Origin of the sequence: Algibacter lectus (genome assembly GCF_004368925.1) — a bacterium.
GTDB lineage: Bacteria > Bacteroidota > Bacteroidia > Flavobacteriales > Flavobacteriaceae > Algibacter > Algibacter lectus.
Genome location: NZ_SORL01000007.1, coordinates 1,275,680 through 1,288,111, shown reverse-complemented (window position 1 = coordinate 1,288,111; position 12,432 = coordinate 1,275,680). Strand labels below are relative to the sequence as shown.

The window sequence follows — 12,432 nt, the reverse complement described above, 5'->3', positions numbered from 1 at the left end:
CTGAAGAAATATTATTGTTCAATAAAATTTAAACTCAAAAATAATGAAAAATAATAAACCAATTTTATATGTTACCATAGCAGTTTTGTTTGCAGGTGTAACAAGTTTGTTTCACAGTTGTGAAATTCAAGAGAATTTTTCATACCAAAATTCAAACTCTAATGCTTCGTTAGGTGTAAATGCTTGGGAATATATACAAGCAACAGACTCTTTAAGTCTCTTTGAAGAAGCAATAAAACTTACAAACACAGAAAGTTTGTATGAGTCTAGTTCTAACAAAACATTTATAGCGCCTTCAAATCAAGCATTTGAAGAGTACCTTCAAGATAACGCATACACTGATTTGTCTGAAGTACCAGTGCCAATTTTACGCAATACTATTAAATACCATGTCGTAAATACTACAGTATCTTTTGATGATCCAAATATTTCAGAAAGCAATAATCCGTTGCCATATATGAGTGAAAATGGTCAAACCATTTTTTTATCACGAACTAGTGGTTATATGGGGTTAGTAAATGAAGGCACCAACAAACAATGGAGCATTTTTACTTCCAATTTAAAAGCAACCAATGGTATTATACATATTTTACCATCTATAGTTTATTTTTCAGCGCGTTCAACAAGTATAGAGGGACCGGATGATATAGTAAGAGATACTATATTTCCAATAGCAGATACTTATGTTAATGGTGGAAGTAATTCTGGACGTAATTATGGTGCTGATGTACGTATGAGATTGAAAAATGTAACTGGTAGTGGAGGTTATGACAGAAAGGTTTTTTTAATGTATGACCTAGACGATTTTACAAAAGAAGGAGTTATAGTCGATTTAAAACTTGAATTAGCTGTAAGTTTTACAGCAGCAAAAGGAATTGATGTAGATGTTTACAACGTAGAAGACACCTCATGGACAGAAATGGGATTAACTTTTGATAATGCTAACTTTCCTACCACGGAACCAATATCTACAATAACATCATCAAAAGTAGATAAATTTGAATTTGATATCATTGACTATTTCAATGGATTAGATCACAATGGACGCATTGCTCTTATGGTAGATCAAGAAGCAGGTAAAGATGAAACCGATGAGTTCCATTCCAAAGAAAATACAGGAGGATTCTACGCACCTATGTTAATTGCAAGATATGCTTCTGGAGGTACTACTTTAATAATCGAAAAAAATACAGGATTCATTGTTAATAGTGGAGAGGCTTACGCTTTAAACAACGATGTTTTAGAGGTTTCTGGATCCATACCGGCCGATGTTAGTTTTACAATTCAACAAGCACCACTAAATGGTTGGTTAATAAGGGGCGCTAGTGTTTTACAGGTGGGAGAATCTTTTACACAAGAAGATATTGATGCCATGAATGTGGTTTACATAAATAATGGTGAAGGAACTGAAGATACTATTATAGTTGATGGAAAAGATAAAGCTGGAGCAACTTTAGATGCTTTCAATATAAATATAACAGTGCAATAATGCAAGTATGCTTAACTCATGAAAATTAATAGCCCTATGCATTATATAGTAATAATATTATTAGCCATTAGTTCTTGTAGTTCACCCAAGGATGAAAACATTGAACCCATTGAACCCATAACACGAATCATTAATTTTTCGGGTTATGAATGGATAGTAAGGACTTCCGATGATGCTAAACAAGGTCCAGGTCCTAATTTGTTTTCAGATTCAGAAGATAATGTTTGGGTAGATGAAGAAGGTCGATTACACTTAAAAATTGTGCAAAAAGGCGGTCATTGGTACTGTTCAGGAGTCACACTACGGCTATCTCAAGGTTACAAAAAGTATGTTTTTTATGTAGCGAGTAGAGTAGACCAATTGGATGAAAACGTTGTGGGCGGACTTTTTACGTATAAAAACGATAATGAAGAGATCGATATAGAGTTTTCTAAATGGTCTCAGTCTGAAAATCAGGACTCTCAATTTGCAATTCAACCTTCAGATAATGTGGGTAATAAAACGCGTTACGATTTAAATTTGAAAAGCGACTTATCAACTCATTTTTTTAATTGGCAAGCCAGTAGTATTGAGTTTGCGAGTTATCAAGGACATACTTTAGAACCCAATGCAGAAGATGTTATTAGTACTTGGACGTATACAGGAAGCGATATTCCACCTCTTAATAATGAAAAATTGAAATTGAATTTATGGTTATTTAGAGGAAATGCTCCAACAAATAATCTACCCGCAGAAATGATTATAGATCGCGTAGAAATACTATAAATTTATAATTATTGAATTAGTCTGCAATTATATAAATTCTGGTTGGTTTTAACTGGCCGGCCAGAATTTTTTAACCTAACATAAGCACCTACGCTGTGTTTTAATAATAATTTTTAATAAAGAAATGCTAGATTTTACACAGAATATAAACGTTCTTTCTAACAAGACAATAACAGGTATGGCTGCTGGAAAAGCAGTAGAAGATTGTATATTACTATTACAAAAAACAAAAGAAAAAATCAGAATAGTTTTTGCAGCTGCGCCTTCTCAAGATTCTATGCTTGATTATTTATCAAAATCAAAATTAATAGATTGGAATAAAATAGAGGCATTTCATATGGATGAATATATAGGGTTAGCCCCCGGTTCTCCACAATTATTTTCGTCTTATTTAGAAGATAATTTGTTTTCAAAAGTACCTTTAAACAAAAACACCATTAATGTAAATAATGATGTGCCAAGCGAAATTATAAGATATACTAATTTGTTAGAAGAAGGTCCTATTGATATTGTGTGTTTAGGCATAGGAGAGAATGGCCATTTGGCTTTTAACGATCCGCATGTAGCCGATTTTAACGATGCTGAAATTGTAAAAGTAGTTGAGTTAGATGATGCATGTCGCATACAACAAGTCAATGATGGTTGTTTTGAGTCTTTTGAAAAAGTGCCTGAGAAAGCAATCACATTAACCATTCCAACGCTATTAAAAGGAACACATTTATTTTGTGTAGTTTTAGGAGCAAAAAAGAGTGAAGCTGTTAAAAATGCCCTTACTGAACCTTTAAGCACATCTTGTCCTGCGTCTATTTTAACAACGCATGCCGATTGTAATTACTATTTCGATAAAGCTGCCTATAAAGGCATAGAATCTTTAGAAAACGCATAAAATTGTAGATTAAGATATGATGAATTATAAAAATATTTTTAAATTATTATTACTAGTAACTTTGATGTTTGCTAATACTGTAAATATCACAGCGCAAACAATAGCTTCTACGGAAGATTTTAAAGTCAAAGGGTTTCATTTGGATCTTCGAATACAGGTGATGACTCCAGAGGCGCTTAAAACTTTAGCGAATGAGCTTTCTGAAATGGGTATTAATACCTTAATTATGGAATGGGAAGGTACGTACCCTTATGAAAAACATGCCGTTATCTCAAACGAATATTCATATACTCGAGAAGAAGTAAAAGATTTTGTTTCCTACTGCGGTGGCTTAGGGATTAAAGTAATCCCTTTACAACAAAGTTTAGGGCATGTAGAATACATTTTAAGAAACCCAAGATATAGCAACTTAAAAGAAGATCGAAAAGATATTTCTCAATTATGTCCAATGGAAGCTATGGAAAGCAAAGCGCTTTTTAGAGATTTATTTTCAGATTTGGTAGAAACTCATAATTCAGATTATATCCATATTGGAGGGGATGAAACCTATTTATTGGGGCATTGTGAAAAATGTCAAGCAAAAGTAAAAGAAGAAGGTAAATCTAAATTGTTTGTAGATTACATGAAGATGATTACTGAACTCGTTATTGAATTAGGTAAAAAACCTGTTATGTGGGCTGATATTATTTTGAAACACCCAGAAGCAGCTTCAGAATTACCAAAAGAAACCATTTTTATAGATTGGAATTACGGGTGGAAAATTAATCATTTTGGAGATATTCCAAAGCTTCAGGAAATGGGATTCGAATTTTGGGGAGCGCCAGCCATTAGATGTCATCCTGATAATTGGTATGTAACCGATTGGACAACGCATTTTAAAAATCAAAAAGAATTTATTCCGTATGCAAGAGAGGCTGGGTATGAAGGCATGGTTATAACCTCGTGGTCTACCACAGGTGTATATGGTTTTACTTGGGATGTTGGGTATGATGTTATAGATATGGTTCAAATAAGAAACACCTATCCATTATCGGCTTTTCGTATTTTAATAGCGAGCTATACTAAGGCTTTAAATATGAAAGAAGCTTTAAACCCTGAAGATTTTGTTACCGAATATGGCAGAACAAGGTTTGGTTTAAATAAAAAAGATGCTTCAGTTTTATGGCATTTTTTATCAGCAGAACCAGAACTTATAAGTAATGGAAAACCTACTAAGAGTGAAAATATCGCTGAGGTTAAAACTAAATATAATGTGCTTAGAGAAGCATTATTGAAATTAAAACCAAAACAAAATGAAGCTGAACTAGATCAATTTAAATTAATGGCCGATTTAAGAGTACATTATTTAGATTTTAAAGAAGTGGAGTCTAAATATAATGCGCCTAGTTTTGTGTGGTCTCAAGCACCTATTTTGCTTAAAGCACTAGATATTATTTTAGCAGATGCGAAAGAACTGAATAAAAGATTTATTGCACTCAATAAAGGATTTTTGTATGATTCCGAATTAGAAGAACAAAATGAATTACGCGTGCAAGCGGTTCATGTACTTTATGATCGATTGGCTAAATTGAAATAAATACAAGACTATTATTAATTTATAGTTTAATCAGCTGAAACTACTATTTTATACTGGATTCACGAATTATTAGTTCTGTTTTTAAGGTAATAGTTTCAGAAGATATAGACTCATCTTTTTCTTCTATTTGACGAATTAGTAATTTAGTTGCAGCTTCCCCCATTTGAAAGGCGCGATCATTAATTGTTGTTAAGTGAGGCTCTATAATTTTAGAAATAGGATAATTACTAAAGCCTACAATGGCTACATCTTCAGGTATTTTTATTCCAGCCTTTCTAAAAACTTGAATAACACTTACGGCAGTATAATCATTAGCACAAAAAATGCCATCTGGTTTTGTTGTACTTTTTAGGTATGTTTCAGCGCATTTAACCCCTTCTTCGTAGCTAAGGTTATTTGTGAATAATATTAATGATTCTTCTACGGGTAATTTGTAATGCTTAAGAGCTGCTTTATAGCCTTCTAAACGTGCTTTGAAAATATTAGTAGTTTGGCTACCAGAAATATGTCCAACTCGCTTACATCCACTTTTTACAAGATGTTCAGTCGCTAAATAGGCAGATTCAAAATCATTGATAATTATTTTGTTTGTGTCAAAATCAGTGGGCACTCGGTCATAAAACACCAATGGGATGCCTAGTTTATTGATTTTTTTAAAATGATCACAATTTTTGGTTTCTATACTTAAGCATACAATAATACCATCAACCATTTTATTCTGAAGAATTTTTATAATTTCTTTTTCTCTTTTAAGTGAATCTTTAGATTGAAATATAGTAACATTATAACCATTGTTATACGCAAACTCTTCGATACCACTTATAACTAAAGAGTGAAAGTGAATATCAATTCTAGGGGCAATAACTCCAATAGTTTGGGTTTTTTTCTTTCTAAAGCTAGAAGCTATAGAGTTTGGTCTAAACCCCAATTCTTCAGCCATTTTTTGTACTCTTTTTTTTGTAGCATCACTAATGGCAGGATGGTTTCCTAAAGCTCGAGAAATGGTAGAGGGAGAAAGGTTCAAATCTTTTGCTAAATCTTTTAAAGTAATTCTTGAGTTCTTCATATTAATGGAAACAAACGTTTGCGGTTAAAGTTATCTCTATTATTTATTGCTAATTTAAAATTTACAGTGTTTAGGATTTTTCCTTGAAAAGGAATACAAATTAAATCAATAATAGTTGATAAATGTGTTTAAAACAATAAAATAGTTATGCAAACGTTTGCATAACTGTTTTATTGTTTTAAATTTGTTATTCACTATCAAAGTATTCGCTATTGTTTATAGTTTTTAATAGTAACGATAAAGTGAGATAGTTTTATACTTAAAATTCTAACCTTAACTATATTATGAAAACATTTAAAATATTCTATATTTTTCTTCTTTTTTTTATTTCTTTAGGAAATGCTCAAGTTAATATAATACCGCGCCCTCTAGAAGTTTCTACTGAAGATGGTTTTTTTGAATTGAACAATAAAATTGCTATCATATCTGATAAAGCTTCTAAAAATCAGGCAGATTATTTGGCTGCTATTTTAGATAAAGCTTTTGATATAAAAACAACCATTAAGAAAAGGGGGGTGGGGATAATTTTAAAAATAAATTCTGATCTAGAAATAACGTTAGGTAAAGAAGGATATCACCTTACATCTTCTAAAAAAGAAATTGTAATTGAAGCATCATCAAATACAGGTTTGTTTTATGGTATTCAATCACTGAGACAATTATTACCTAGTAATTTTGAGTTTTCTAAGCAATTGAACAAAAAAGTTTTAATTCCACAGGTAGATATTAAAGATAAACCACGTTTTGGATGGCGTTCTTTCATGCTTGATGAGTCTCGCCATTTTAAAGGAAAAGAGGTAGTTAAAAATTTATTAGATCAAATGGCTCTTCTTAAAATGAATGTTTTTCATTGGCATCTTACAGACGATCAAGGTTGGAGAATAGAAATAAAAAAGTACCCGAACTTAACTAGAGTAGGTAGCTATAGAGAAGATACTCAGTTAAGTAGAAAAAGTGATGAGCGTTATGGGTATTCACATCAAGGGTTTTATACACAGGAGGATATAAAAGAGATTATTGCTTATGCTGAAGAAAGACAAATTTTAATAGTTCCTGAAATTGAAATGCCGGGTCATGCAATGGCTGCGATAGCATCTTACCCTTGGTTGGGGATTTTAGGAGCAAATACTAAGGTGCCTGAGTTTTTTGGTAAATTGGACGATTCTTTCAATATAGCCAATCCAAAAGTATATCAATTTCTAACAGATGTTCTTGAAGAAGTATTTAAACTTTTTCCAGGGAATGTTGTCCATATTGGAGGAGATGAGGTGATGTTTGATATTTGGAAAAACTCCGAAATGATTCAAAATAAAATAAAAGAAGAAGGCTTGTCTTCTCCTGCCGACCTACAAATATTTTTTACAAATCAAATGTCCGCTTTCATGGAAAGTAAAAACCATAGAATGATGGGATGGAATGAAATATTGGGTGCCAATGTGCATGAATGGCAAGAAGACTCGGATGTAAAAGTAGAACAAAAATTAGCTAAATCTGCTATAGTTCATTTTTGGAAGGGTAATGTAGAACTTATCAATGAGGCGGTTAGCAATGGATATGATATTGTAAATTCTTTACATTCTATGACTTATTTAGATTATAATTATGATAATTTACCCCTTTCTAAAGCTTACTCTTTTGATCCTATTCCAGAAGGAGTAGATGAAAAATACACTAATAAAATACTTGGGTTGGGTTGTCAAATGTGGAGTGAATGGATACCTTCAGTACAACAAATGAATAATCAAATATTCCCTCGAATCGCGGCTTATGCAGAAGTCGGTTGGACTACTAAATCTAATAAAGATTATGAGGTTTTTAAAGAATCTCTAAATAGATACAAGAAGCGTTGGGAGCTATCAGGTATAGAATATCATAAAGATTTTAAATAATAATTAAATGAAGAAATCTTTAATAATAAGAAGTCTTTTGAAGTTATAAAACGCAATATGGATGTTCGTGAATACTAATTATAATTAAATAATTAGAAGCTTAATTCAATATATTCCTGACCAATGAGCATAGTGGAATACTAAACATTATTAAAGAAGATTAATATTTTTAGTTTTGGGAGAATTATAGATTAATTTTCCCAAAACTAAAAATATAGTATTAAATAGATAAGAAGTATTTTTAGCTAACAAACTATCTATAAAGGTTTCAAAAAATTTATAAATATCCTTATATTAAGGGCTGTTTATATAAAACAGTTTATTCCTCACCCACACCTTTAGCAGTATGCTTTTTCATTCTCCATGTTTTAAAACCTCTAATATATTGGTAATCGGAGTTTTTATATTCATGTGTTAAACCCCAACGTAATATTTCGGTAGGTTCTTTTTCGTTATCAGCAGTTCTATCTAAACCTATAGCATGTGGAGCTCCTTTTACTACACCTTTAATATCAAAGTTAATACCATCTGGAGACCATTGTACCGTGTTTTTCTCTGGACCATCTGTAGTAATTAATGCTGCTATACCGCCATTATAAGGCCAAACACAAATTTCGTGTCCGCTATTTGAAATCGGGTTGTATGGAGATTTTACGTAAGGTCCTTTAGGATTATCAGCAATGGCAACACCATGTCTAATTTGTCTGCCTCCAAAAGTAATAGCTTCTCCCATTTGTTCACCTTTATAGTACAAGTAGAACTTACCTTTGTATGGAATAATGCAAGGATCGTGTACTTTATGGCTATCAAAATCACCTTTCTTTTCTACAGCAAAGCGGTCTTGTTTTTCTCCTTTCCAAATACCATTATCAGCAGGACTTAAAATAGGCTCTTCACTCTTAGTCCAAGGACCATTTGGTGATTTAGACCAAGCTAAACCTACTTGATTTTTAACACGAACACTATATGGATTTTTAACCGTTTGGTAGCATAAGTAGTAGGTGTCTTCGTGTTTCATGATTTCTACGGTAAATACCGAGCGATCATCATAAGCGCCAGCTTCTCCTCGAGCTACCGCTAAGCCTTCTTCTTTCCATGTAATTCCATCTTCTGAAGTTGCATACCAAATATCACAACGATCCCAAGGGAACACTTTATCTTTAACTACATCGCCGCCAAATCCTTGAGAAGGACCAGTACTTCTACTGTACCAAACATAGTATTTTCCATCTTCTTTAATTAATGCGCTAGGGTCTCTTCTTACAACACCTTCTTCATAAGCTAAATCGCCTTTTAAATCGAAAACTTGATATTCAAAAAACCATTCATTTCCTAAATCTGTTGGCCATTTAAGAGCTCTTTTTGAAGCAGCACTTAAATATTCTTTATTGGTGATGCCTAAAAAATCTTGTTGTTCGTCAGAAATTAAAGTCTCAGTTTCTGTAACATCTTGTTTTTTTTCTACGTTATTGCATGAGGTTAAATTCATTGCCATAGCAATAGTTAATGTGTATATTATTTTTTTCATTTTCTAATGATTTAATTTTTTTATTTATGAAATTCCATTTCCGTATGCCACAATCACAATACCGACTACCATGCATACTAATCCAAAATATAAAAAGCTTTTTGCTTTTCCTGAAGCCTTTATCCATTCTTTAGTAATAATACCACTCAAAATAGCTGTAACTACACAAGATGTATTAAAGATAGCATAACCAACAGTATTTCCACTTTCTCCTAACTTAAAGGCGGCAAATGCAAATAAAGCTGAAGCCGCATAATGAAAAACGGCCATGATTAAAATAAGCATAAAGTTTTTGCTAAATGCAGGTGTTTTAAATTCTCCCCATGCTTTTTTCTGAGATAACTGCCACAAGAAATAAGCCGTCATTACAATACCTCCACTAATAAAAATAGGAAACATAACGGCAACAGCAGTAATCCATTCTGCATTACCAGCCGCTTGACAAGCCTCATGTAAATACGGGCGACCCGCAGCATTGGCATAACTAAAACCAGTGGCTAATAAACCTCCAATAATAGCAATTAAGATACCTGTAAGCATAGAGCCTTTTTTCTCCTTTTTTTCAGAAGAATTAGCCTCGTCTTTTTCACGTAGTAAACCTGCTTTTCCATTAGCAAAAACACCAACTAAAACAACAGCTAAACCTATTAGAATAGTGGTTAGTACGTTTGTTGCAGGTAAACCTTCTTCAATGTAAGGTAATAGAGAACCTACAAGAATAATGGTGCCTATAAATAAAGAAAACCCTAAAGATAACCCAATGTGATTAATGGCTTTACTCCACATCATAACACCAATTCCCCATAGAAAACTTGTTAGACCCATTTTAACCCAAATATCGGTGGGCATGTTTCCAAAAATATCACCGAAACCATTAATTAAAGTTATTGAAGCGATAATTGGCACGACAAACATGGTTAGTAAAAAAAATAAACTCCAAGTATTTTCATACTTAAAATCTTTGGTAAATTTTTCTGGGAGTGCGTACAATCCCAACATTAATCCTGCGAAAATCGCTAATAAAACGCCTTCAATCATAATTGGTTTTTTTAGTTATTAATTTAGTTCTGTTATTGTAATTACCATCCAAATTTAAAGATGGTAGTACTTTTAAATTCTTCACCCGCTTTTGTTATTGATTTTGGTGAGTTTTCAATGTTTGGCCCATTTTGATATCGATGAGTTTCACAACAAAAACCGCGGTATTTTCCATATTGTTCACCATTTTCTCTTTTAATAGCGTCCGATGTGTATTTTCCAGTATATAATAACATACAAGGTTCTGTTGATGATACTGTTAATGTTCTTCCAGATTCATCCGATGTAATTTGAGCTACTTCTTGAAGTTTAAAATCAGGATTATCAAATACATAAAAATGCTCAAATCCATCACCCATTGCAGTGTGTACATCTCCAATGCTTTTTCCTTTAGATAAATCATCAATCTTACCTTCTATATTTTCAATTGCTCCCGTTGCCGCACCTGTATCGTCCATTTTGTGCCTTTTAGTTGTATTTATTTTAGCATTATGGTTTTCTACATTTGAAGAAAAAGCATTTAAATTGAAATACGTATGATTTGTTAAAGAGAGCGGAGTGTCCTGATCTGGTTTGGCAGAATAGTCAATCCTTAACTCATTATTTGATGATAATGTAAATGTTACAGAAACTTCAACGTTTCCAGGGAATCCTTCTTCTAAATCCTTACTATAAAGAGACATTTTTACGGCATTATCAAAAGTTTCAGCTTTCCATATTCTTTTATCAAACCCAAGAACGCCACCATGAAGATTATTTTCTCCACAATTTTTAGCTAAATGATATATTTTTCCATTTAAAGTAAATTTTGAATCTTTTATTTGAGAACAATATCTTCCAATAGTACCTCCAAAGTATGGTGAGTTTTCAACATATTCTTTACCGAAATAACCATCTAAAGTATCAAAACCACAGGCAATATTTTCAATTTCGCCCTTTTTATTTGGAACCGTTATTGAAGTTATAGTTGCTCCATAATTAGTTATTTTCACTTCAATACCATGTTCATTTTTCAATAAAAACTGTTTAATTTCTTCACCTTGGTAATTTCCGAAAATTGAAATCTTTGCACTCATAAGATTTTTTTTAGATTTAACTTATTATTTAGCTTCAAAAGGCGCTAATTTTTCCCAATCGAAAATCACACCAATTCCTGGGTAATCTGGGGCAACAGCTCTATGGTTTTCTACCACTAAAGGTCTTGTTGTATATTCATCTATTGGAAAGCTATGTACTTCTAACCAGCCTGAATTGGGTTGTGCAGATACTAAACTTACATGCAATTCTTGCATACCGTGAGAGCAAGCAGGAACCCCATGTTTATCTGCCAATCGTGCTGCTGCTAGCCAACCAGTAATACCGCCACAGTTTGAGGCATCTGGCTGAATAAAGGATAGCTTAGCTTGGTCAAAAGCATATTCGAATTCATGAATAGTATGCAGATTTTCTCCCATAGCTAGCGGGAAACCTGTTTTATCGACAATTTCCCCAAAGCCTTTGTAATTATCTGGAATAATTGGTTCTTCAAACCAAGTGATATCATATTTTTTAAAACCTTCAATAGCTTTTATGGCTTTTTCAACAGTCATAGAATAATTAGCATCAACCATAAACGTAACATCTGGACCAATAAATTCTCGAACTGCCTTAATACGGTCTAAATCTTCTTGAAGATTATCTCTACCTATTTTAATCTTAACCGCTTTAAATCCCTTAGCTAAATAGCCTTCCATATTCTTTAAAAGCTTTTCAATAGGAAACATTAAATCAATACCACCACAATACGCTTTACAGGTATTATTAACGCCCCCAGCCATTTTCCATAATGGTAATCCTGCTTTTTTACATTTAATATCCCATAGGGCAATATCCACCGTAGAAATAGCAAAAGATGCAATACCACCGCGGCCTACGTAATGTACATGCCATTCTAAAAAGTCGTAAATACCATCAATATCGGTTCCGTCTTTACTTATTAAAACATTTGCAAAATCATGTTCAATCATGGCTTTAATGGCATAACCACCTTTTCCTCCAGTATAGGTATATCCTGTGCCTTCGCTTCCATCTTCTAAAGTGATGGTTGTGGTTACTAGCTCAAAATGATAATGGTCGCCATGTTTAGCATCCGACATAACTTCGGGTAATGGTACCGTAAATAGACGTACATCTACTTTTGAAATTTTTGTACTCAT

Annotated in this window: 10 protein-coding genes; 5 read left to right on the top strand and 5 right to left on the bottom strand. The window is 32.8% G+C overall.

Translation table 11 applies throughout. The features are described 5' to 3' along the window. Positions 1–43: 43 nt before the first annotated feature. From DFQ06_RS06005 to DFQ06_RS05990, 4 genes are all read left to right on the top strand, one after another. Positions 44–1,489 carry a CBM96 family carbohydrate-binding protein gene (locus DFQ06_RS06005; protein WP_133966668.1) on the top strand — a complete coding sequence of 482 codons (1,446 nt, stop codon included), beginning with the start codon at positions 44–46 and terminating at the stop codon, positions 1,487–1,489. 18 nt (positions 1,490–1,507) lie between these two features. Continuing rightward, positions 1,508–2,254 (top strand): glycoside hydrolase family 16 protein, encoded by a 747-nt coding sequence (locus DFQ06_RS06000; RefSeq protein WP_133966666.1) that lies wholly within the window; start codon positions 1,508–1,510, stop codon positions 2,252–2,254. 124 nt (positions 2,255–2,378) lie between these two features. Further along, positions 2,379–3,140: a 6-phosphogluconolactonase gene (locus tag DFQ06_RS05995; RefSeq protein WP_133966664.1), complete on the top strand. Its 762-nt coding sequence runs from the start codon at positions 2,379–2,381 to the stop codon at positions 3,138–3,140. Between the two features lie 16 nt (positions 3,141–3,156). Further along, a complete protein-coding gene (locus DFQ06_RS05990) occupies positions 3,157–4,716 on the top strand; it encodes a family 20 glycosylhydrolase (protein ID WP_206672767.1) in 1,560 nt (519 codons plus the stop codon). A gap of 43 nt (positions 4,717–4,759) precedes the next feature. Here DFQ06_RS05990 and DFQ06_RS05985 read toward each other — a convergent pair whose 3' ends face one another. Continuing rightward, positions 4,760–5,782, bottom strand: a complete 1,023-nt coding sequence (locus DFQ06_RS05985; protein WP_133966662.1) for a LacI family DNA-binding transcriptional regulator — start codon at positions 5,780–5,782, stop codon at positions 4,760–4,762. A 284-nt stretch (positions 5,783–6,066) separates the two neighbouring features. Here DFQ06_RS05985 and DFQ06_RS05980 point away from each other — a divergent pair, with 284 nt between their 5' ends. Further along, on the top strand, positions 6,067–7,671 hold the full coding sequence (locus tag DFQ06_RS05980) for a beta-N-acetylhexosaminidase (protein WP_074935676.1): 1,605 nt from the start codon (positions 6,067–6,069) through the stop codon (positions 7,669–7,671). A 319-nt stretch (positions 7,672–7,990) separates the two neighbouring features. Here DFQ06_RS05980 and DFQ06_RS05975 read toward each other — a convergent pair whose 3' ends face one another. Genes DFQ06_RS05975 through DFQ06_RS05960 form a run of 4 tightly spaced genes read right to left on the bottom strand, consistent with a single transcriptional unit; the run spans position 7,991 to position 12,432 of the window. Continuing rightward, complete coding sequence (locus tag DFQ06_RS05975) at positions 7,991–9,199, bottom strand: glycoside hydrolase family 117 protein (RefSeq protein ID WP_133966660.1); 1,209 nt, start codon at positions 9,197–9,199, stop codon at positions 7,991–7,993. A 24-nt stretch (positions 9,200–9,223) separates the two neighbouring features. Then, positions 9,224–10,237: an L-rhamnose/proton symporter RhaT gene (locus DFQ06_RS05970; protein WP_042504568.1), complete on the bottom strand. Its 1,014-nt coding sequence runs from the start codon at positions 10,235–10,237 to the stop codon at positions 9,224–9,226. 41 nt (positions 10,238–10,278) lie between these two features. Then, positions 10,279–11,313 carry an aldose epimerase family protein gene (locus tag DFQ06_RS05965; protein ID WP_133966658.1) on the bottom strand — a complete coding sequence of 345 codons (1,035 nt, stop codon included), beginning with the start codon at positions 11,311–11,313 and terminating at the stop codon, positions 10,279–10,281. A 24-nt stretch (positions 11,314–11,337) separates the two neighbouring features. Continuing rightward, entirely contained in the window at positions 11,338–12,432 is a 1,095-nt protein-coding gene (locus DFQ06_RS05960) for a mandelate racemase/muconate lactonizing enzyme family protein (protein WP_133966656.1), read from the bottom strand.

Bases quoted from the DNA above. Each gene is read 5' to 3' on its own strand.
- DFQ06_RS06005 (WP_133966668.1), top strand. From the start codon at position 44: ATGAAAAATAATAAACCAATTTTATATGTTACCATAGCAGTTTTGTTT.
- DFQ06_RS06000 (WP_133966666.1), top strand. From the start codon at position 1,508: ATGAAAATTAATAGCCCTATGCATTATATAGTAATAATATTATTAGCC.
- DFQ06_RS05995 (WP_133966664.1), top strand. From the start codon at position 2,379: ATGCTAGATTTTACACAGAATATAAACGTTCTTTCTAACAAGACAATA.
- DFQ06_RS05990 (WP_206672767.1), top strand. From the start codon at position 3,157: ATGATGAATTATAAAAATATTTTTAAATTATTATTACTAGTAACTTTG.
- DFQ06_RS05985 (WP_133966662.1), bottom strand. From the start codon at position 5,782: ATGAAGAACTCAAGAATTACTTTAAAAGATTTAGCAAAAGATTTGAAC.
- DFQ06_RS05980 (WP_074935676.1), top strand. From the start codon at position 6,067: ATGAAAACATTTAAAATATTCTATATTTTTCTTCTTTTTTTTATTTCT.
- DFQ06_RS05975 (WP_133966660.1), bottom strand. From the start codon at position 9,199: ATGAAAAAAATAATATACACATTAACTATTGCTATGGCAATGAATTTA.
- DFQ06_RS05970 (WP_042504568.1), bottom strand. From the start codon at position 10,237: ATGATTGAAGGCGTTTTATTAGCGATTTTCGCAGGATTAATGTTGGGA.
- DFQ06_RS05965 (WP_133966658.1), bottom strand. From the start codon at position 11,313: ATGAGTGCAAAGATTTCAATTTTCGGAAATTACCAAGGTGAAGAAATT.
- DFQ06_RS05960 (WP_133966656.1), bottom strand. From the start codon at position 12,432: ATGAGTACAAAAATTTCAAAAGTAGATGTACGTCTATTTACGGTACCA.